Genomic DNA, 22,322 nt, shown 5'->3' with positions numbered 1-22,322 from the left:
TTAGTCATTTTCTGCTTTCTTTTGTTGTTCTCTTTTTTCAACTAGTTTAGATAAATAGATTGATCCAACAGTTAATAATATTACTAATAATGAAGCTATTAAAAATTCTTTACTAAAGATATTTGTACTAGTAGCACCAAAATTTAAAAACACTATTGTTCCCGGAATTATTCCGAGTACACTAGCAATCATATACTTTGTCAAACTAATATTTGTTAATCCATAGCCATAATTTATCATATTATACGGAACCAACGGTATAAGTCTTAATATCACTAAACTCATCATTAGTTTTTCATCACTAACATTAAATATCCTGTCATGTTGCTTCGGTGTCATTTTCTTCTTAAGGTAGTTTTTTACCCACTCACGTCCAAAACGACGTGATATTACAAACATAATATAACAATTTAATGAAGCTCCAACGAAAGTTAATAAACTTCCTTCAACAAAACCAAATGCTACTCCTCCAGCAACAGCTAATATCGGAACTGGAAAGAAAAACACCGGTAAGAACATGAACATTAATACATAAATAATTGGTGCTAGTACACCAAAACTTTGAATAAATTCAGTCATCACTTTCCTCCTATTTAAAGTATGCTGATACTTTTTCTAAAAATTCTAATTCAATATATGAAGCTATTTTTTTAAACGTAGCAGCATCCATAAGCATCTTATCATTTTCACTATACTGTCTGAACGCCATACTACACCAAGTAACTCCCCTTAGACAATTAAATATTAAATATCTTTCAAATCTTTCTCTATCAAAAGCTCGATAACTACTATATTCCTTTAAGAAATCGTTAATTTCTTTTTCTGATAAGATAATATCAGTTTTCCAAAATGTCGTCGTCGGTGCTAAGAAGTGTGCTAAATCTTGTTCACACTCTCCTATTAAAGCTTTTTCCCAGTCTATTATATAGCTGTCTTCTTTTCCTTCTCCTATTAAGAAATTCCCCGAATTTAGTTCTGTATTAATTATACACGGATTAGATATTGTATATTCTTTTGGAATAAGGCACTGACATTTTTCTAAAAATGCTCTAATATAATTGCTAACTTTCTCATCAGCTTTATCCCAAGCTATATACTCACCAGACATTTGCTTACATTCGTCAAACATAAGTTGAAATGGATTTGTAGCATTAATTAAATTATTTTTACCATATTCTATATTATGAACTTTACTTAATAAATACGCGGCTATCTTCATATCCGTTTTGTAATCAAGTACTCTTCCTTTCAAGAATTCCATAGTCAAATATTTGTAAGGTAATAAAGTTGTTTCTGTTATTAAATCATATGGCTTTGGTGTAACACCACTGTCTTTTAATAATTGTAGTGTTTCATATTCATATTCTATCTGATTTTCTAGATTCATCTGACTCTTCATATTGATTCTAAGAACTTTTTTTAACCCCGCTTCGTCAAAGGTAAAATTAATATTATATTCTCCTGCACCTAGCAATTCAATATTACTATAACCTGTTTCTGCTGATAGAAGATCTTCTTTTGTATCAATATCAAGTCCACTTTCTCCTAAATAATAGCTTAATTCATGTTCTTTACAGACAGCCAGTAGATTTTCTAAAACTGTATTATCCCCATAACTAGGAAGATTAAATACTTCTTTTATAGCTTTTTTCATTCCGATTAAAAAATAACCACCATCAACACTTGGATTTATAACGACATCATACTCAGCTAATTTTTCAAACGCAATGTAAATCATATTTTCTTGAAGATTAAATATATCTGAACCTAATAAAATCACCCTATCACTAGCTCGTAATTCTATTTCAATTGCATTGTACATTTTATCTCCAAGCGTAGCTCCTACTTGATAAGAAAATTCTCTATCTTCTAGAATATTCTTCATAATTTCATTATCACTACTTTGCCCATCATGGTAAACTACTAACTCTTCTTTACTATTTTTCAAAATATCATAGTTTTTTCTCATTAATTTTTTTTGAATTTCAACAGCAGCTTCTGGAGAAACAAAATCATATAACCTTGTTTTTGTTGTACCTACTTTAGGTACTCTTGTAAAAAAAATAATTTTATTCTTCATTTCTGAAATTTTTCCTTTAATTAAATCTCTTGATACATTCGCAGTCAACAATCAAATCTATACAAAAAGGGAGACTTAATAAAACCATTTCCTTACTGAAATCACGATTTTAAGTCACCCTTTCTATACTAGATATTAATGATTATGTCCAGAATGATCGTCTTTTTTCTCTGAAGAGTGATTGTGTCCAGAATGATCATGTCCTTCATGATCTTTGTGTTCATCTTTGCAGTTTTCACAGTGACCTTAATGCTTCTCAGAACCTTTTACTGCATCACTTGGCTCTTTACAACAATCAGAAATCTCGAATTTATAATTAAACTCTTTAGTTCCATCTATTGCATTACATACATTTTTGTATCCTAAATCAATAAGTTTTTGAGCAACTACTGAAGAACTATTTCCTGTAGAACTATATACATATATTGGTAATTCTTTATTTTCCGGTAAAATTGATTTTAAATCATCTAATTTTTTAACATCGATATTTTTTGCTCCAGCTGCGTGACCTTTTTCAAAATCAGCTTTATCTCTTACATCTAAGCACACATTGTTTGCAGCTGTGTCTAATAATGCATCTTGGAATTTACTGCTACTTAATGATGAATATTTTACAAGATCATAATTATAATCTTTTAAATTTTGAGCTCCTGTTACATCTTTGAATCCTTGTTTTGTAAGTTTTTCTACAGCATCTTTTGTTGTATTCGAATTATCACTGTATACTACAACTTTTTTCTCTCTCCATGTACGAATTTGTTCAATACTCTTATCTATTTTTGATGCTGGAATATTTATTGCATGTTTAAGATGCCCTTCTTTATATGCCGCCTCTTCTCTAACATCTATAACTAGATAATTTTCCTTTTCTTTGTCATCTTTTTGAATTTTGTTTAACTCCTCACCCTTTAATTCTTTTGCAGATGAAGTAGTTGAACATCCTACTAAAGTTAATGATAACATTGCTGACATGCTCACAGCTAAAAATTTATTAAATTTCATTTATATTTCTTCCTCTCCTTATTTAATAAGAGACAAGGTGGTACTTAAATATTTAATACATTTTTGTATCCCCTGTCCCTTATTAGTATAACTTAAAAATAGTTTTTTTTCTAATAAATAATACTATATTTACCCATTATTTCTTAGAATTTGTATTCATGTTCTTTTGCTCCATCCCAAGCATTGTACACATTTGTATATCCTAACTCAACAGCTTTTTGAGCAGCTTTAGATGAACGGTTACCACTGTAACAATATGTATAAACAGGCGCATTTTTATCTGCTGGTAACAATGCTGCAAGATCTTTATCTATGTTCTTAACATCGATGTTTTTAGCCCCTGCTACATGACCTTTTTCATAATCTTTTGCTTCACGAACGTCGATAAACGTTCCTTCTTTTTTATCGATTGCAGCTTGGAATTCATTTGCTAATAAAGTAGTGAATTTAACTATTTCGTAATCTTTATAGTCTTTAACACCTTGAGCGTTAGAAACTTTTTTGAATCCTGCTTTTACAAGTTTATCAGCAGCTTCTTTACTTTTCTTACCAGTATTACAGATTGTTACTACTTCTTTATCTTTCCATGCGCTTAAATGTTCTGCATGTTTCTCAATGTCAGCTAGCGGAATGTTGATAGCGTGTTTTACATGTCCTTCTTTATATTCCTTCGCATCTCTTACATCGATAACAAGATATTTTTCTTTTTCTTTGTCATCTTTTTCAATTTTATTCAGTTCTTCTCCTTTTAATTCTTTTACAGCAACTGTTGCATTGCTACTGCTAGAAGTACTAGTAGATGATGAAGAACACCCCGCTAATGATAATGATAGTACCGCTGCCATACTGACAACTAATAATTTATTGTATTTCATAAATTTATCTCCTTCATAATTAATTTCATAAATAGTATAACAAATTAAACAAATTCAATCAACAGCAGTTCCCAAGATATCAAATAATTATTTTACTTTTATTACAAATTTAAATTTACATAATAACGCAATAAAAGCCATAATCCACTAATGATTATAGCTTTTATTATATACCTTATTTTTTTAATACTTTCGTTATATTCAGAAAAATAATAATATTTTTACAACATTTTCGTTTCTAATTCATCAAGAAATTGCTCTATATTTTTCACCTTATAACCTGAATAAGCCTGCAATTCATCATCAAAATGCCATTGTTTCTCTATCAAACACGTTTTTAACCCTAGTTTCTTAGCAGGTACAATGTCATGATACAATGAATCACCAATCATCATTGTTTCAACTGCTAGTATCCCCTCAGTCTCTAATACATTAAGAAATGCCTTCTCTTTAGGCTTACTAATGTGTGTTTCCCCTGAAATATACAATTTAAAAATGTTTTCTAATCCTAATTTCTTCAATTTCATCCTTTGCTCATAGGATTTTCCATTAGTTAAAATTATCATATTATATTTATCTTGCAACTGTCTTATCTTCAAATTCACTTCTTCATCAGGTGTTATCGATTCTAAGATATATTCAAATTGCTTTTCATAATAAAAATTACAATCCTCTACTGTAAGATTTAAGCCAAATTGTTCTAAAGTTAACATCAAGCGTTTATCTCTAAGCTCTATTATTTTTAAACTCCCCTTCAAAACCTCTTTAACTAACTGATTATTAACACTCTTATATAGCTTAAAAAATTCCTCATAAGTAGTAAATTTATCATATCCCAAATACTCAAACACCAACTTATTAGAAATTTCCCAAACTTTACTGAAATCATACAAAGTGTTATCCAAATCAAAAATCAAGTTTTTTATCTTAGTCATCAATATCACCTCCTCTTAAAAATGTCTATGAAAAATTAGAGCTAAAAAATTGAGGGAATAACTCTACATCGTGATTTTTAAAATCAATTTTATCGAGTCATCCCCTTGGGATAAGCAGTTAAATATAAGTTATACTCTATTATACTATATTTAACCACTTTTAGATAAAAAACGAAAATATTTCTAAAATTTTATTTGTTTTCTTCTAAATATTTCACCACCGGTCTTGCTTCATAAACTATAGTTCCCTCTGGTACACTATGTTTTACGACAGCATTTGCTCCGATTTTGGAATTTTTCCCAATAGTTATGTTGCCTAGTACTTTCGCTCCTGCTCCTATAATGACATTGTCACCAATTGTCGGATGTCTTTTTATCGGATCTAAGGTTGTACCACCAAGAGTTGTACCATGGTACATCGTAACATTATCTCCGACTATGGCAGTTTCGCCTATAACAACTCCCATACCGTGATCAATAAATAAACCTTTGCCTATTTTTGCTCCAGGATGAATCTCAATACCAGTTAACCTTCTTGCTCTTTTTGATAACAAACGCGCCAACGTATGCCAACCTTTTTTATACAGTTTATGAGCGAAATAATGATAATTAAGCGCCTTTATGTGAGGGTATGTTAAATAAATCATCAGTTTTGATTCTGCCGCAGGATCATCTTTAAGTACTCTATTTATATTATAAAATAAATTTTCAAAAAATTTCATTACACTTCTACATGTGTAACATCTTCAAAATCAAGTACAGATAAATATTTATCTACACCATCAGGTAAGATTGTTACTATATTTTTATTAGGATATTTTTCAGCAACCTTTTTAGCTCCAACTATTGCCGCACCTGATGAAATACCAATCCCAATACCAGTAGAACGTAAGAAGTTTTTAGTTTCTTCAATTGCTTCTTCACTCGTTACTGTATAGATTTCATCCATAAATTCTTTATTGAAGTTTTCTGGAATAAATCCTGTTCCAATCCCTTGGATTTTATGAACACCACCATGACCTTCACTAATAGCTGGAGATTCTGCCGGTTCTACTGCTACCGCTAATACTTCTGGTTTATTTTCTTTTAGATATTTTGCAACTCCTGTAAACGTCCCTCCAGTTCCAACACCAGCAACAAATATATCAATATTAGGTACTTGCTCTAATATCTCGCGTCCTGTAGTTTTGTGGTGATATCCTGGGTTAGCTGGATTATCAAATTGACTTAGAGAAATTGCATTACTGTATTTTTCACAAATTTCTGCGGCTTTTTCGATAGAACCTTTGATACCTAATTCTTTCGGAGTTAAAATCAATTGCGCCCCGTATGCCTTAATAATATTACGTCTTTCAACACTCATACTTTCTGGCATAATAATTACCGCCTTCAAACCTAAAACAGAAGCTAAGATAGCTACAGCTATACCAGTATTCCCACTAGTTGGTTCTACTATAATAGTATCTTTATTAATTGCACCTTGTGACATTGCTTCTTCTAACATTCCAAGTACAGCTCTATCTTTAACACTACCACCTAGATTATGTTTTTCAAGTTTCACAAAAATGTTTGTGTTATCTAATTTATATACGGGTGTGTTCCCTACGAATTTTAATGATGTCGCTATCATGAAAACCCCTCCTTCTGACTTTATAAATAACTTTATTATTTGTTTGATTATAACATATTTTTAAGAACTATATAAAGAAATTAGTCTCAAAGACAAATTGGGATAAAAAATTAAGTTTGTCTGCGGTGTTTTGTATAACAAGCTCTAATTCTTCACTTGATATTTCTAATAATTTACTCATAGTTGATCTCCTGTATCTTTTCTAAAACTTCTTGCATCCAAAAAGGAAGTTTTAAAGTATCTTCTTTCAAATTTTCTTTAATTCTTTTGGCAAATACAGCAAGCTTTTTTATATCTTCTTCACTGATGTTGTCTTTGCCTAATGCCTTAATTGCCTGTATTAGAATGGACAATTCTTTGGAATAAGATGTTATGTTTCTATTTGTTGTGTGTTTAAAGATAATCTTTTTATCCCTATACAAATATTCTCTATATGCTCCATCTGAAATATAAATATACTCATTAGAAATTTGAGTGGACAATCCTGTATAGTTTAGAGCTGTATCTCCTGTGGGAGCTATTGTCCAAGAAAATTTATCTGCAAGTTTTTCAGCAACTTCACTTGCATCTGGATAAGAATATTCTTTTAAAATCTCGCTATATTTTGGTTTTATATATAATCCATCAATAAGCCTCGTAATCTTATTTTCTTCATTTAATCTATATAAGACAGATTTGATTGTGTTTTTTGTTCCAATATTGTAGAAATCATTAATAGAAAAAATTTCCCCTTGATTTTCTGACATAATTTTTTCTATTTGATTCGTTATAGGAATCATATAAGCCACCTCCTTGCACCTAAAATTATATACTTTTGGGTGCAAAAAGTCAATGCTAAAACTTGATATAGTATAATTATCACGGAAAAGATAGAAAAAAAGAATGGGAGATTGTATAATCAAATTAGACACTAAAAAATAAAATAAAAATTTTTATTTAGACCAAATTTTATTATTTTATCATTATTAAGAGTAAAATTAATGAATCAATATAAAAATAAAAAAGTCTCTACTTACACTATTCTAAAGAACTTCTGGAAAGTAATATTAGAAGAGATATTACCGCTTTTACTAGACAACCTAAAAAAAGAGGACTAATGTCCTCTTTTATCTGTTCGTATAAACACTAATTATTATCTAAAAGTTAAAGTTTTAAATAATATTATTTTACTGCTGAAGTTTTTGGTAAAACTTTTTGTCCGTTTTGAGCTTTTCCAGCTTCTGTACCTTTATCTACTTTGAAAGTACCTTGTGATTTAGGTGCTTTGTATTCAGGTTTAGTGTGTACTTCTGGTGCTACTAATGAAGCTCCGTAAGGTTTTAATTCTGGTTGTACTAAGCTAGGCCCGTTTACTCCACCTGTGAATTCAGGTTTCTCAACAGTTGGAGCAGGTAATGTATCTGTTGTTCCTAGTAACTCACCTTTATCATTTACTATAGCTCTTGGAGCTGGTTCTGGTTGTAATACTGGTGCGTCAGCTGGTACATTTGATGATGTTGGTTCTTCAGCGTTAGCTACTGATAATGGTAATACTGCAACAGCTGCTGCTGCTACTAAAAATTTGTTTAATTTCATGATAAACAATCTCCTTTTAATATATATTAAATTTTATACTATAATTATATAGACTTTACCTCTTATTGTCAAGTTTTAAAATATTACCATTATGTTACAAACATTTTTCATATCATTTGGTATATCTATCTTTATATTTATTTCTTGACCTGTAATCGGATGAATAAATGCGAGGTTACTACAATTTAGCGCCTGGCGTTTTATTAAACTCACATCTCCACCGTACAGCTCATCACCTAATAGCGGATGCCCCTCATACTTCATATGAACTCTGATTTGATGAGTTTTCCCTGTATAGAGTTTTAATTTTACTATACTAATATTAAGTTCTGGAATATATTTTTCTAACCAATATTCAGTCTTAGCATATTCTCCACCTTCACCAATTTCGCGTTCAATTATACTTGAACTTACTCTACGAATCGGAGCCTCTATTATCTCATTATCCTTTACTTTCCCACTTACTAACGCTATGTAATATTTATCTATATCTAAATTACTAAACAACGCATGTATATGCCTATGTTTAGCAATTAACACTAATCCCGATGTATTTTTATCGAGCCTCGTTACTATATGCGGAATTGAGTTAATATTTCTTTCTTGAAAATAGTAATTTACTCTCTCAAGCAGTGATTCATCTTCAACATTCCTCGAAGGTATTGAAGGTAGGTTGATTTCTTTATTGACTATCATAAAGTACTCGTCTTCATAAACTATATCAATTGGTTTGTTTATGAAGCGAACAAATTCGGTGAAATTTTCGCTAGGTAAAGTAATCTCGATTCTGTCATTTTCTTTTAGCGTATATCTAACGTTCTCTTCCCTATCATTTACCTTTATACTACCGTCATGATCGAATTTTATTCTAGTCAAGGTTTTCCTAGAAATATTATTTTCTAATAAAAATTCTCTTAACAGTTGTTCTTTTTTTACAACATACTTCAAAGTAATATTAGTCATTTTTAATAAACGATCTCTTCACACGTTGCCAGAAGCTATCTTCATTATAACGAATAAATGAAATCTTCTTATCCTTTTCTAGAGTTATTTTTATTTTAGCTACACTATCATAATTAAAATGCATGTGATCTACTGTTATGCGGTGATTTTCCGTACTCATCGGCTTAATCATAAGTTCATCATCTTGTGATAATATCAGTGGATTTCCCAATGTTCTGTAAACAAGATTATTTAGAGCAGCAATCTCTGTTACTTGATACAATGGCAGTTGAGGGTGAATTACAGCTCCACCTAAACTTTTATTATACGCAGTAGATCCTGTTGGAGTGCTAATACATAATCCATCTCCTCTAAAACTCTCAAAGTGGACACCATTTATATAAACCTTAGCTGCATAAGTAGATCCTGTATGATTATTTACCGTTATTTCATTTAAAGAACAATAGTCAGAAACTAAATCACCATTAGCGCAATACGCCTTAACTCTTAATAGTGGATATTGTTCTATCTTAGGTTTTAATGCTAACATATCAAAAAATATTTTCTCATAGTTTTGAGCAGAATAATCGGTATAAAACCCTAAATGCCCAGTATGAATAGATAAAAATTTTATATTATCTAAATTATCTATATACTTATTGAATGTTCTCAGTACAGTTCCATCTCCCCCAATTGCAAAAACATAATCAGGATTACTCTTATCTTCTTCCATATCACTAGATAATAAGAACTCTTTTAACTTCAAACCTATCTTCTCTGAAACTTCATCATTTCTAACTTCTATGCTAAATTTACCTTCTAACATCTTGATTTTCACCTATTATTTTTTCATAATTTTCTAACCATACATCAGCAAAATCCGGTGCAAGTGCACCTTGATTATTATCAATCCATTCTTGAAGTTTATTAACATTATACTTCAATATTTTATCAATCTTTTCACCATATTTATAACGTGCTTTATTTTGATTATACTCATCTTCATCTAATAAGAAATATTTACCATCAGGATATTTCTTTATATCTAAATCATAGTCAATGTATTTTACACCATCCACATCATATGCGAATGGACTACTTAAGTTTGAGTAATAGTGAACCCCATCTTCTCTAAACATGCATATTATATTAAACCAACATTCATTGTGAAAATATACTAAAGCAATTTCTTTAGTAACCCAAGTTCTTCCATCATTTTCTGTTACAAGTGTTCTGTTATTTGCTAGAATTAGAACCTGTTCATCCGCTTCTAGTACAACATTTTTGTGCCAAATTCTATGTATTGAACCATCATGCTTATATGCTATTATTTTTACTACATCGCCCTTCTTAGGCCTTTCTCCTCTGTACATAGTTCCTCCTTTCATACTCAATTTTAATGTCTTTTTAATTATAACATATTTAACATATTTCGTTCTACTGTAACAGTAATTTTTTTTGTAAAATTATATCTTAGCATAAATATCAAAATCTCAGGTTGAACATCCAAGTTTTGCACTTGAAAACAGCACAAAACCACTATAAACACATGGTATAATAGAGTTTATAGTGGTTGTTTTTTAGAAAAATTTGTTGTACACGAATTATAAGGGATATCTATTTAAAAATCTTGAAGTTGTATTAAAAAATAAACACAGGCTGACCTAAAAATCCTAATTACAAAACCTGTTTTACTAAACGCAACTCTTTAACGTTATTTATTTCATGAATTTTTGGAATTTTATATGCATTTAACATTACAATTTAGAATTAAAATTTTTTATCTTCATCTACTTCTTCAGTAGACTTAAATACATCCGATATTAATCGCCCTAAATCAATTGCATTTTTTGGAGTAATAACAGGTTGCATTGTTTCTTGTTCTATTTCTTTTCTCGCATTTCCTGCAATTGAACCCCCTCGTTTAGCAACTTTTTTATTTTCTTCTAATCCATGAGGGTGAGTTGCATTAGCTAATTCTGTGGTAGTTGCTTCTGCAAGCATATTTAACACTAGTTCAAGTGTTGTCATATTATCTCTTAAATTTTGTTTCTTTAAACCTTTATAATCTTTGTATTGTCTAGTTGTCATACCTGACCAAGCTTTTGTTATTTCATTAGTAAGAATAGCATATTCTCTACCTTCTTTAACACCATGATCTTCCCAAGTATCTGTAAGTTCTTTTCTAACTTGAATAGCCTGAAGTCTTTGATTAATCCATTCCCTACTATATCCTTTTTTAAGATAGGTTTCTAAAGCTCTATCAATAGTTAATTCTGGATCGATAATTTCATCTATTCTCTCTTTTCCCACTTCTGCAAGCCAAATTTTAAATGGTTCTGCCTTTGGCGATGGTATGGATTGAATAATACGGAATATTCCTTGCATATCTGCAACGTCAGTATTATATTTTTTACCGTCTGAAGATTCTAATTTCAGTTGTACGATATTTTCGTACAACTGAATTGCGCCTTCTTCATCTTTCATCTTTCTTTTTAAATCACTCCAGTATCTTCTGGGATTTTTACTATCTGTTAGCACACCAACAATATCAATCACACTAAAATACCATTCTTCTTTATCATTATCCCAAATAGATCTAATTTGATTTCCATCAAATAATTTTATTTCGTTATCCATGTATTGTTCCTTTCTAAGCTATATATGCTATTAAAAACAGTTACAAATTAGATGATTCTAAACAACTTATAGACTATTAATCTTAGAGTTTTAATATTTACAAAACTCTAGAATCTTTAAATTAAACAAATTTCAAACATTTACAACAACTAAAAACGTAGTTAAATTAGGATTTTCCATTCAAATTGTATTTGTATTTTATTCGTAATCAATTACTCCCAGAGCTATCTTAGCATAACGTGACATTTTGTCTTTTGTCCACGCTGGTTCCCATACTATGTTGACATCAACTTTCTCTATCTCATCAACACCTAGCATAGCTGTTTCCACTTGCTCTATAATAATTGGTGCTAACGGACACCCCATAGATGTCAATGTCATATCAACGATTGCATGTTTATTATCATCACTCATCTTAACATCGTATACTAATCCTAAGTTCATAATATCTATACCTAACTCTGGATCTATTACATTTTCTAGTGCTTCTATTACTCTATCTTTTAATGTTTCCATTTTCTCACCTCTTTACTTTGACCTTTCAATACTAATGAAATTTATTTATTAGTGTTCTCTATAATTACTGCTCCATGTTCTGTTCCTTTTATACATAGTTTACACATATTTAAAAATAATCCATGTTCTACCACTCCAACTATGCTTTCTAGTTTTTCTTTTACAGCTTTAATATCAAATCCATAACCTAAGTGTAAATCTACTATATAGTTATTATTGTCGGTTATAAGAGTAGCTCCATCTTTTAACCTTAACACTGGATTTAAGCCCGCTTCTTCCATTTTTCTTATAGTATGACTATAACCAAATGGCAATATCTCTACAGGTAGATTGAAGTTTCCAAGTTTTTCTACATCTTTACTCTCATCATAAATCCAGATTACTTCACGAGCAATATCAGCAACTATTTTTTCTCTAAATAACGCTGCTCCTCCACCTTTTATCGCATTAAAGTTCTTATCGATTTCATCTACTCCATCAACAGCAAGATCGATATGATCGATTTCTTCTAGTTCTTTGATTGTAAGACCAAGGCTTTGGGCTAATTCAACCGTTTGAATCGATGTTGATACCGTCTCAACATTTAATCCTTCTTTTACTCTATCAGCTAGTGCGTGTACAAAATAGAATACCGTCGAACCTGTTCCTAAGCCAACTATCATACCATCTTTTACATATTCTACAGCTTTTTTACCAACAACTTCTTTTAAATTCATTTCGAATCCCCTTTTTATGTATATGTTACTTTTATTTTATTTGTATTCTACTAATAGATATTTTTTCTTACCGCGTCTAAGTACTGTAAAGCCATCTTCTAATCTATCTTTAACATCAACAACATACTCTAGATCTGTAATTTTATCTCCATTAACATAAACAGCCCCATTATTTACATCTTCACGAGCTTGACGTTTTGATTGAACTAGATTACTTTCAACTAGGAAATCTACGATATTGTATTCTTTTTTCTCTAATTCAGATTTTGGCATTCCTTTAACAGCTGCTTTTAATTCATCGTGAGTTAGTTCTTTAATGTTTCCTGAGAATAATGCTTTTGTAATGTTTAATGCACTTTCTAGAGCTTTTTCTCCGTGAACAATTTTCACCATTTCTTCTGCTAATGCTTTTTGAGCAAGACGTAAGTGTGGTTCTTTTTCTGAACTTTCTCTTAATGCTTCAATTTGGTCTTTTTCTAAGAATGTGAATTTTTTAAGTGCAGGTACTACTTCTGTATCTGCTGTATTGAACCAGAATTGATAAAACTCATACGGTGTTGTTTGTTCCGGATCTAACCACACTGCTCCACCAGTTGATTTTCCAAATTTAGTTCCATCAGATTTTAACATTAATGGAATAGTGAATCCATACGCCTCTACATCACCACGAAGCTTTCTCATAATCTCTAATCCAGTAGTAATGTTACCCCATTGATCCGAACCACCAATTTGCAATTTAACATTGTGGTGTTCATTTAAATAAGCATAATCAATACCTTGTAAAATTGTATAACTGAACTCAGTAAACGATAAACCGTTGTCTAGACGACTCGAAATAGAATCCTTCGCTAGTAAGTAATTAATATTTACTAATTTTCCGTAATCGCGTAAAAATTCTATCATAGATAATTTTCCTAGCCAGTCTCGGTTATTTACGAATTCGATATTGTCATCTCCACGGAAAATGTTGCGAAGTTGTCCTTCAAGACGACGAGCGTTATCTTCAATTACTTCAAGACTTTGCAGTTGGCGTTCTTCACTTCTTCCTGATGGATCTCCGATAATACCAGTTCCTCCACCAACTAAAATAACAGGCTTATGCCCATGCTGTTGAAATCTTTTTAGTGTTAAAAATGGTAGTAAGTGACCAATGTGTAATGAGTTACCAGTTGGGTCTGTACCACAGTAAATCGATACACTTTCTTTTTCTAATAATTCTTTTATTCCTTCTTCATCTGTTTGTTGATAAACTAAATCTCTATATTTTAAATCTTCTAATAATTTACTCATTAAAATACCTCCATATCAATTTTAATACACTTATAACAATTATATCACATTTTTTTATTTTTTCTTTTATCTTTTTTTATATTTTAAAACAAACTCAATTCCTCCTGTCATATAATTTAGTTTTTCCTTTAAAATTATGATATAATATAGCTAATAGTATGCAATCTAAGGAGATTACAATGAAAATTAAGAAGATACTAACTTCTATAACGCAATCCCTATTACTTTCAATTGGACTACTGATTAGTCTGGGGGCGGGGCTTGCCATCGGTTATGTAGGTGGATTGGTAAAAGATCAGCCTGTCTTAACTCAAAAAGAAATGAAAGAACAGATTAATAATATCAGTAAAAACAGTGAAGTTTATTTCGGCAGTGGTGAAAAATTAGGGACTATTAATTCAGAATTAATAAGAAAAACTGTCACATACGAAGAACTTGGAGATAATGTTAAAAACGCTATTATAGCCAGCGAAGATTCTAACTTTTACTCTAACAGTGGAATTGATTTTTGGGCTGTGCTAAGGGCTGCACATAGTGAGGCTACTGGGGCAAAATCAACTGGTGGTAGTACTATTACTCAACAACTAGTAAAAAATCAGCTTCTAGATAATTCTCGTTCATACGAAAGAAAAGCCAAAGAAATACTGTTAGCACTTAGGCTTGATAAGAATTTTTCAAAAAATGAAATTCTTGAAAATTATCTAAACGTAGCCCCATTTGGAAAAAATAGTTTAGGTCAAAACATTAGTGGTATAGAAACTGCCGCTCAGGGAGTTTTCGGCGTCCATTCAAAAGATTTAAACATCGCACAAGCTGCATATCTTATAGGATTCGTTCAATCTCCGTATAAATATACACCGTTTGATGAAACAGGAAAAATTCGCCCAGATGAAGAGCTTCAAGCTGGATTCGAAAGACAGCACTATGTATTGGAACGTATGCTTTCTAATAACTTTATTACAAAAGAAGAAATGGAAGCTGCTAAGAATTTTAATATTAAAAGTGCCTTCACTAAACAAAAATATTCTGAGTATACAGATTATCCGTATATTCGAGATGAAGTTACTAATTCTGTCTCAGAAATTCTTGCCGAGCAAACAGCAACAAAAAATCATAAAGAAAACGAATTTAAAAACAATAAAGAATATCGTAACGATCTTATAGAAAAAAGTAGAATAAAATTTATCACTGGTGGGTATAAAGTAAAAACTACACTTGATAAAAAACTTTATGATACACTTCAAGAAACAAAAAAACAATTTGCTTCTTATCCTACTTATTCTTATGGCGGAGTTGTCTATCCTTTAGACATAGGTGCTTCGGTTATCGAAAATAATAGCGGAAAAATACTCGCTTTTATCGGTGGAATGAATTATAATAAACAACAGCTTAACCATGCAACAAGAACTAGACGCTCACCGGGTTCTACAATAAAACCGCTATTAGTATATGGACCTGCGATAGATAAAGGTTATATCACACCTAATTCTACAGTTTTAGACCAAAGGTTTAACCATTATGGTTGGAGTCCTGAAAACTATGATATGTCTCAACACGGCTACTTACCTGCAAGACAAGCGTTAGCCGGCTCTCTTAACTTAGCCGCAATAAGATTATACTCTGCATTTTATAAAGAAAATCCTGTGACTAACTATCTTGAAAAAATGGATATTAATGGTCTTACTGATGGTGATAAAACTAATTTAGCTGCTGCAATCGGAGGTATGACATACGGACTTTCAGTTACAGAAAATACTAGTGCTTTTTCTACGTTTGCCAACAAAGGTGAACACAAAAAAGCTCATATCATAGAAGAAATTCATAACGATGATGACGAACTTGTTTATAAAGCTGATTTTTCTCCAGTAAAAATCTATGAAGAATCTACAAGCTATCTAATTATTGATATGCTTGGTGATGTAATTAATAAAAGTTACGGAACATCTCATGATATGCCGAGCAAACTGAAATTCAACTCTAAAAATCTATTTGTTAAAACAGGAACATCTGAATACTATAAAGATCTTTGGGTTGTTGGTGGCTCTACTAAGATAACTGTTGGACTTTGGAATGGGTATGATAGTCCTTCTAAAGTACCAAGTTATGACTATGCTCAAAGAAGTTGGGTAGCAATTATGAATGCTATATATTCATTAGATAAAAATCTTATCGCTCCAGATATCGCCTTTAACAGACCGAAATCTGTTGTAAACTCAAATATCAACCCATATAATAATGCATCTGGAGGAACATCAGATATTATTCCTGCTGGTTTCAAAGAACTATCTAAAGAAAAAACACTGGCAAAATTAGGATTCAATATAGATAAGAATCTTTCGTTCGCTAATCCTGTTAAGTTTATTAAAGATAAAGATGATAAAGATAAAGATAAGGATAAAAATAGAGATAGAAGAGAAGAACAAGAAAACAATATAGTTACTATCACTGAATCTTCGCGTACTACTATCTTAAGACCTACTGTTATTACAGAAGAAGATGAAGAATAGATAATAAAGAAAAGAGGGAGTGATTCAAAAATCATAATCTTTGAGTCACTCTCTCTTATTTAAATTTTATAATCGTTAATAGTCACCTAAAACATCATACATAGCTGGTATATCGTGAGCTTTAGCAATATCCGCCCAACTCCCTACATCATCTAAGGCTCTTGCATGAGTTAGTGTGTAAATAGCCTTAGTTAAAGTATAAAATTCCTGTAATGGTTTTAATAAATTTTTAAGATTTGATTTATTTGTTTCTCCCATGATTTTTTCATAAAGTGTTGTAGCATGTTTATGCTCTTCGCTTTTTATAACATCATCTGGAATAATTCCAGCATGAGCTAAATACAATAAATAATTATAAATTGCCTTAAATGTCCTATAAGAATCGGAAATTTTAACTCCATTATCATTTTTTTCTTCACTTTTAGAAGCAAAACTATTTATTTGTTGCTGAATAGGTGTCTTTATTTTCTCTACAAGTAATCCTATAAATTCATCTGCAACTTGTTTTTGATTCTCAACTATATTATTTGGTGTGATATTTTTCTCCAATAATCTATTATAAAAATCACCAAAAATTTTGTCTAATTCGTATGTGTCTTCTTCAGTTAGGTATTCTTCAGGTTTAACAAATTTTTTTATGATTGCTGGAAACTCAATTGTTTTTCCTACATTAAATGTTCCTACTGTCATATTTAATGATTGAACAAAATCATTTTTTCTTACAAAATTATAAATATGATGAGCATTTTTGGCATAGTAATTAGCAGTAAAATCTTGAAGTTTATTTGTCTCCTCTAAATCTTTTTCTAAAAAATACTCTTGTAACTTTTTGTTAAATTTTTTATCATATTTTCTCAATTGTTTTAATTGAGGTAAAGCAGTGTTAAATGTATATACCCTTTGATATGTTTGCTTTAATAATTCTATCGTTATCGCTAAATGACCACCAAGGGAATGTCCTGCTGCAACCTTATAACACGAATCAAAATTAATAATCTTTCTTTTTAAAAACTTGGTAAATTGACATGCTGAGTCTAATTGACTAGTATTTTCTCCAGATACAATCCCTGTGTAATTATAATACCAATCACTAATATCTTCACTCTCACTCCCTCTATAAATAACTAAAAGTTCATTTAGCTGCGGTATATATATCGCCGTCGCTTGAAAACCATTTTTTGTTATTTTAGGTATTGATAGTCCGCTATTATACACCTCTATCTCATCAAGAACTTCTCCCGTAATATCTTTTATAAGTCTTTTTATCTTATATTCTATAGTGCTCTGTTTTTTGTTTCCTTTTATCAAATACTCATACTCTGCTAATTTTGCTACAAGTAATGGATTATGAAAAAACCTTAACATCAATATATCACCCCTTTTATAAAATCAATTATAGCATATTTTATAAGTAATATAAAAATTCTATATCTTCCCAGTTAATGAGAAAATATAGAATCCTGTTAAATATTATACATTAAATCTAAATAACATAATGTCGCCGTCTTTTACTTCGTATTCTTTACCTTCAAGACGAACACGACCAGCTTCTTTAGCTTTTGGCATACTTCCGTATTCAACTAAGTCATCATAACTTACAGTTTCAGCGCGAATAAATCCACGCTCAAAGTCAGAGTGGATAATTCCAGCACATTCAGGAGCTAACATACCTTTTTTGAATGTCCATGCACGTACTTCTTGTACACCTGCTGTGAAGTATGTTGCTAATCCTAATAGGCTGTAACTAGCTTTGATTAGTTTGTCTAATCCACTTTCATCAATTCCTAACTCTTCTAAGAACATTGCTTTTTCTTCATCTTCTAGTGAAGCCATTTCTTCTTCGATTTTCGCACAAACTACGATTACTTGGCTACCTTCACTAGCAGCAAATTCACGTACGCTTGCAACGTGTTTGTTAGCATCAACGTCTAGTAAATCATCTTCACTTACGTTAGCAACATAAAGCATAGGTTTCATTGTTAATAAATGTAATCCTTTTGCGATTTTTTGCTCTTCTTTGTCTAATTCTAAAAGTCGCGCTGGTTTTTCTTCTTTAAGTATATCACGCACTTTAGAAAGCACAGCAAATTCTGCAACTGCATCTTTATCTTTTTGTTTAGCTTGTTTTTCAACACGCCCAATACGTTTTTCAACACTTTCTAAGTCAGCTAAAATTAACTCTAAGTTAATAACTTCGATATCGTATAATGGGTCTACTCCACCTGCAACGTGTGTAATATTTTCATCTTCAAAACATCTAACAACTTGACAAATTGCATCTACTTCGCGAATGTGACTTAAGAATTTATTTCCTAACCCTTCACCTTTAGATGCACCTTTTACGATACCAGCAATATCAGTAAATTCGAATGATGTTGGTACTGTTTTTTTAGGTTCTACTAATTCTGTTAATTTATTTAATCTGTGATCTGGTACTTCTACAATTCCTACGTTTGGATCAATTGTTGCGAAAGGATAGTTCGCAGCTAATGCTCCTGCTTTTGTAATTGCGTTAAAAAGTGTACTTTTCCCTACGTTTGGTAATCCTACTATTCCGGCTGTTAATGCCATAGTATTAATCACTCCTTTTCTTCATTAATTTCTTATATTACTTAGGCCTTGCCTACTCAACTTAACTATTATAACATAAAACGCAAAACTTATCATTTAATATTGTGTTTTTTAAAAATATTTTGTTAATAATACAAATGGTATTGAAATTCATTTAATAAAAGAAGTTTAATATCTAAAAATCTTTACCCGGGTGACCCGTCAAAATTTATTTTTCTGAAATCACAATTTTCGAGTCACTTCTTCTTAGTTTTTATTCGCTTATTTCCCCAACTTTATGATATAATAAGAATATTATTTTATCAGAAGGAGGAACTATGCAGGATTTTATAGCGCAATTTGGTGATTTTGCCCCTATAGTCTTTTTAATACTAGCATCTATATTACCAATATTTTTATTCCCACCAGGGATATTTTCAGCAATCGGTGGATATCTTTTTGGTTTTACGCATGGCTTTATCCTTTCGATAATTTCTGCGTTAATATACACTAGTGCGATGTTTTTTATTGCAAGATACTTTGCCAGTGATTATGTTGAAAAATACTTAGCAAAAAAACTTACTAAAAAGCAATACGATACAATCTTCGGTATTAGTGAAAATAAATTAACTTTAGTTTTAATAATTTATAGGCTTATACCTGTTCTACCTAACAGTGTTATTTGCTATTCATACGGTTTAACTAGAATAACTTTTAAAAAATATTTCATCGGAAATCTTATTGGTCTTATTCCAGGGAAACTAATTTGGTTACACTTCGGAACTACTCTAAATAATATTGGAAGTATGGAGTTTTTAAAAGGAATAATTGTTCTGTTAGCATTTGTTTTTATCAGTTCTAAAGTAGCAAAGCGATTTAATAAATAATGAAAAGCCAGTGGATCTCAAATCAAGATTCACTAGCTTTTTCATATTATGAATTTTTTTCAACAATTTTTTTAATTTTTTTATTAAACTCACGTCTTGGCATCATAATGTTATTATCACACTTTAGACATTTTATCTTTATATCTGCCCCCATACGTGTAATTTGCCATCTATTTGTGCCACAAGGGTGTTGTTTTTTCATTTCAACTATGTCATTTAATTCATATTCCATAATCCATCCTCCTATTTTTCTTCATTCGATGTCAGTAAAGATTTAAACTCTTTATAAAAATCACGTTTTAACATTGTTTCTACATCTTGTTTTTTCCCGACTTTAGCTTTTCCAATAACATATATCGTAACAACATTATCTGCAATTTTTTCTATATAATCAATGTGTAATTTATCATTTTTATATAATAATTCATAATATTCTTTAGAATTATTAGCATTACCTATTACTTTATTAACTCTCTCTTCAATTTTTTCAATAGACTCATCAATCTTAATTGGTAATTCTACTAATGCTAAGTTATACATTAAAGAATAATTTACTACTTGATTAATTGTACCATTAGGAATGAAGTATACTTCACCATCTTTAGAACGAATTTTCGTAGAACGTAATCCAAGTGACATTACATAACCTCCGGCAATAAAGGCAGCTTGATTATAAATCTTGACATTATCACCTACATCAAATTGTCCTTCAAGAATGATAAAAAATCCAGATATAATATCCTTAACTAAACTTTGTGCGCCAAATCCAATCGCTACTGACGCAATACCAGCACTAGCCACAATACTTGTCGTATTAACACCTAAAACAGCTAGGATTTGAAAAAAAGCAATAAAGTATATAGTATAGCGAACCGCACTTTTTACAAGCTTATGTAAAGTCTCTGATCGTTTCTCATTAAACTTAATATTGAATTTTTTATTAGCATTATCTCTCGTTGTTATTATGTAATCAGTAATTCGACTAAAAATACGAACAACTATTGAAGCAACAACAAAAATACATAAAATTAATAAAATTTTCTCTAAAACTGTAATTAATAAATCGGTATTCTTAATTATAGCGTGTATTTTCCCAACAAAATTCATAATTATTCTTCCTTGAATAATGAAATAATACGTTCAAACTCATCATTATCTTTGAACTCTATTTCAATTTTACCTTTTTTATTACGTCCTTGTTTAATCGTTACAGAAGTTCCAAGACGTTTTTTAAGAATATTTTCTTGTTCTTCTATAAAAATATCCTTAGCCTTAGGTTTCTTAACCCCTTTCGGTTTCAATAACTTCGTTACATATTCTTCTAACTCACGAACAGACATCTTTCTTTTAATTACTAAAGCACAAACTTCTTCCATAGTTTTTTTAGTTTTTAATGAAAGTAATGTTCTTGCATGCGCAGCGCTTATCAGCCCTTGCTCTAGTTTGATTTTAATTTCTGTAGGCAATTTTAGTAAACGTAAGCTATTAGCAATGTAAGGTCTACTTTTACCAAGTTTATTAGCTAACTCTTCTTGAGTTAACGACATTTTATCCATCAAGTTTTTATAACTTTCCGACTCCTCTAAAGCTGACAAATCTTCACGTTGTAAATTTTCTAAGACCGCAAAAATCATCATTTCTTCATCTGTCATCTCTTTAATAATGGCAGGAATCTCTTTTTTACCTAGCAGTTCAAACGCTCTATAACGGCGCTCACCTGCTATGATATAATATCCTTTTACAGCTTTTTTGACTATAATAGGCTGTAGTAATCCATTTTTTTCTATTGATTCTTTTAATTCTTCTAATTTCTCTTCATTAAAATAAGTACGTGGTTGATACGGATTTTTTTTAATTTCCTCTAATGAAAGTTCAACTATTTTATCATTATCAGTAACTAATTCAACATTTTCAGTCGCAAAAATAGCATCGAGTCCACGTCCTAAACCTTTTCCTAATTTTTTAACCACGTTTTACCACCTCTTTAGCTAATGATAAATACTGTTTAGCCCCGTTAGAATTTTTTGCATATTCAATTATAGGTTCTCCGAAACTTGGAGCTTCACTTAAACGTACAGTTCTTGAAATAACTGTATCAAATGCTTTATCTTTGAAGTGTTCCCTTACTTGTTCTGCTACTTGATTAGATATATTTGTTCTACTATCAGTCATAGTAA

24 protein-coding genes are annotated in these 22,322 nt (G+C 30.7%); 2 read left to right on the top strand and 22 right to left on the bottom strand.

Features of this window, described 5'->3' with window-relative positions:
- The 16 genes from RWS90_RS03275 to tyrS form a co-directional block, all read right to left on the bottom strand.
- The gene (locus RWS90_RS03275) at positions 1 to 579 is read right to left on the bottom strand and encodes a TVP38/TMEM64 family protein (protein ID WP_314548581.1); all 579 of its coding nucleotides are present in this window, start codon (positions 577 to 579) and stop codon (positions 1 to 3) included.
- Positions 580 to 589: 10 nt separating this feature from the next.
- On the bottom strand, positions 590 to 2,080 hold the full coding sequence (locus RWS90_RS03270) for a TIGR04282 family arsenosugar biosynthesis glycosyltransferase (protein WP_314548580.1): 1,491 nt from the start codon (positions 2,078 to 2,080) through the stop codon (positions 590 to 592).
- 246 nt (positions 2,081 to 2,326) lie between these two features.
- A complete protein-coding gene (locus RWS90_RS03265; RefSeq protein WP_314548578.1) occupies positions 2,327 to 3,082 on the bottom strand; it encodes a rhodanese-like domain-containing protein in 756 nt (251 codons plus the stop codon).
- A 143-nt stretch (positions 3,083 to 3,225) separates the two neighbouring features.
- Entirely contained in the window at positions 3,226 to 3,957 is a 732-nt protein-coding gene (locus tag RWS90_RS03260) for a rhodanese-like domain-containing protein (RefSeq protein WP_314548576.1), read from the bottom strand.
- Between the two features lie 221 nt (positions 3,958 to 4,178).
- On the bottom strand, positions 4,179 to 4,892 hold the full coding sequence (locus RWS90_RS03255) for an HAD family hydrolase (protein WP_314548573.1): 714 nt from the start codon (positions 4,890 to 4,892) through the stop codon (positions 4,179 to 4,181).
- A gap of 191 nt (positions 4,893 to 5,083) precedes the next feature.
- Positions 5,084 to 5,614 carry a serine O-acetyltransferase gene (gene cysE / locus RWS90_RS03250; RefSeq protein WP_314548571.1) on the bottom strand — a complete coding sequence of 177 codons (531 nt, stop codon included), beginning with the start codon at positions 5,612 to 5,614 and terminating at the stop codon, positions 5,084 to 5,086.
- Positions 5,614 to 6,522: a cysteine synthase A gene (cysK, locus tag RWS90_RS03245; protein WP_314548569.1), complete on the bottom strand. Its 909-nt coding sequence runs from the start codon at positions 6,520 to 6,522 to the stop codon at positions 5,614 to 5,616. Before cysK ends, cysE begins: the two co-directional genes overlap by 1 nt.
- A 173-nt stretch (positions 6,523 to 6,695) precedes the next feature.
- Positions 6,696 to 7,301 carry a DUF6088 family protein gene (locus RWS90_RS03240; protein ID WP_314548567.1) on the bottom strand — a complete coding sequence of 202 codons (606 nt, stop codon included), beginning with the start codon at positions 7,299 to 7,301 and terminating at the stop codon, positions 6,696 to 6,698.
- Between the two features lie 382 nt (positions 7,302 to 7,683).
- The gene (locus RWS90_RS03235) at positions 7,684 to 8,097 is read right to left on the bottom strand and encodes a hypothetical protein (protein ID WP_314548565.1); all 414 of its coding nucleotides are present in this window, start codon (positions 8,095 to 8,097) and stop codon (positions 7,684 to 7,686) included.
- 75 nt (positions 8,098 to 8,172) lie between these two features.
- Entirely contained in the window at positions 8,173 to 9,060 is an 888-nt protein-coding gene (locus RWS90_RS03230) for an RluA family pseudouridine synthase (RefSeq protein ID WP_314548562.1), read from the bottom strand.
- Positions 9,053 to 9,865 carry an NAD kinase gene (locus RWS90_RS03225; protein WP_314548559.1) on the bottom strand — a complete coding sequence of 271 codons (813 nt, stop codon included), beginning with the start codon at positions 9,863 to 9,865 and terminating at the stop codon, positions 9,053 to 9,055. The genes RWS90_RS03230 and RWS90_RS03225 overlap by 8 nt, the downstream gene beginning before the upstream one ends.
- Positions 9,852 to 10,412, bottom strand: coding sequence for a DUF402 domain-containing protein (locus RWS90_RS03220; RefSeq protein ID WP_314087039.1), 561 nt, complete (start codon positions 10,410 to 10,412; stop codon positions 9,852 to 9,854). Before RWS90_RS03220 ends, RWS90_RS03225 begins: the two co-directional genes overlap by 14 nt.
- A 397-nt stretch (positions 10,413 to 10,809) precedes the next feature.
- Positions 10,810 to 11,679 (bottom strand): BRO family protein, encoded by an 870-nt coding sequence (locus RWS90_RS03215; protein WP_314548556.1) that lies wholly within the window; start codon positions 11,677 to 11,679, stop codon positions 10,810 to 10,812.
- Between the two features lie 198 nt (positions 11,680 to 11,877).
- Positions 11,878 to 12,195: a metal-sulfur cluster assembly factor gene (locus RWS90_RS03210; RefSeq protein WP_003147395.1), complete on the bottom strand. Its 318-nt coding sequence runs from the start codon at positions 12,193 to 12,195 to the stop codon at positions 11,878 to 11,880.
- A 41-nt stretch (positions 12,196 to 12,236) separates the two neighbouring features.
- Positions 12,237 to 12,911 (bottom strand): ribose-5-phosphate isomerase RpiA, encoded by a 675-nt coding sequence (rpiA, locus tag RWS90_RS03205; RefSeq protein WP_314548554.1) that lies wholly within the window; start codon positions 12,909 to 12,911, stop codon positions 12,237 to 12,239.
- 36 nt (positions 12,912 to 12,947) lie between these two features.
- Positions 12,948 to 14,201, bottom strand: coding sequence for a tyrosine--tRNA ligase (tyrS, locus tag RWS90_RS03200; protein ID WP_314548553.1), 1,254 nt, complete (start codon positions 14,199 to 14,201; stop codon positions 12,948 to 12,950).
- Between the two features lie 179 nt (positions 14,202 to 14,380).
- Between tyrS and RWS90_RS03195 the strand changes: the two genes are divergently transcribed.
- Positions 14,381 to 16,708, top strand: coding sequence for a transglycosylase domain-containing protein (locus RWS90_RS03195; protein ID WP_314548551.1), 2,328 nt, complete (start codon positions 14,381 to 14,383; stop codon positions 16,706 to 16,708).
- Positions 16,709 to 16,783: 75 nt separating this feature from the next.
- On the opposite strand, the gene RWS90_RS03190 is transcribed toward RWS90_RS03195, so the two are convergent.
- Positions 16,784 to 18,073, bottom strand: a complete 1,290-nt coding sequence (locus RWS90_RS03190) for a DUF6792 domain-containing protein (RefSeq protein WP_314548549.1) — start codon at positions 18,071 to 18,073, stop codon at positions 16,784 to 16,786.
- Positions 18,074 to 18,178: 105 nt separating this feature from the next.
- Entirely contained in the window at positions 18,179 to 19,279 is a 1,101-nt protein-coding gene (gene ychF / locus RWS90_RS03185) for a redox-regulated ATPase YchF (RefSeq protein ID WP_048803133.1), read from the bottom strand.
- Between the two features lie 317 nt (positions 19,280 to 19,596).
- Here ychF and RWS90_RS03180 point away from each other — a divergent pair, with 317 nt between their 5' ends.
- Entirely contained in the window at positions 19,597 to 20,145 is a 549-nt protein-coding gene (locus tag RWS90_RS03180) for a VTT domain-containing protein (RefSeq protein WP_314548547.1), read from the top strand.
- Positions 20,146 to 20,191: 46 nt separating this feature from the next.
- On the opposite strand, the gene RWS90_RS03175 is transcribed toward RWS90_RS03180, so the two are convergent.
- From RWS90_RS03175 to RWS90_RS03160, 4 genes are all read right to left on the bottom strand, one after another.
- Positions 20,192 to 20,377: a DUF951 domain-containing protein gene (locus RWS90_RS03175; protein ID WP_003143961.1), complete on the bottom strand. Its 186-nt coding sequence runs from the start codon at positions 20,375 to 20,377 to the stop codon at positions 20,192 to 20,194.
- Positions 20,378 to 20,388: 11 nt separating this feature from the next.
- Positions 20,389 to 21,252 carry a mechanosensitive ion channel family protein gene (locus RWS90_RS03170; RefSeq protein WP_314548545.1) on the bottom strand — a complete coding sequence of 288 codons (864 nt, stop codon included), beginning with the start codon at positions 21,250 to 21,252 and terminating at the stop codon, positions 20,389 to 20,391.
- A gap of 2 nt (positions 21,253 to 21,254) precedes the next feature.
- Positions 21,255 to 22,115, bottom strand: coding sequence for a ParB/RepB/Spo0J family partition protein (locus tag RWS90_RS03165; protein ID WP_314548542.1), 861 nt, complete (start codon positions 22,113 to 22,115; stop codon positions 21,255 to 21,257).
- Positions 22,108 to 22,322 (bottom strand): ParA family protein (locus RWS90_RS03160; RefSeq protein ID WP_399541481.1); only part of this gene is annotated, 215 nt, incomplete at its 5' end. The genes RWS90_RS03160 and RWS90_RS03165, both read right to left, overlap by 8 nt.

Origin of the sequence: uncultured Gemella sp. (assembly GCF_963529685.1) — a bacterium.
In the GTDB taxonomy this organism is placed as follows: Bacteria; Bacillota; Bacilli; order Staphylococcales; family Gemellaceae; genus Gemella.
This window is presented reverse-complemented; position numbering and strand designations above follow the sequence as displayed.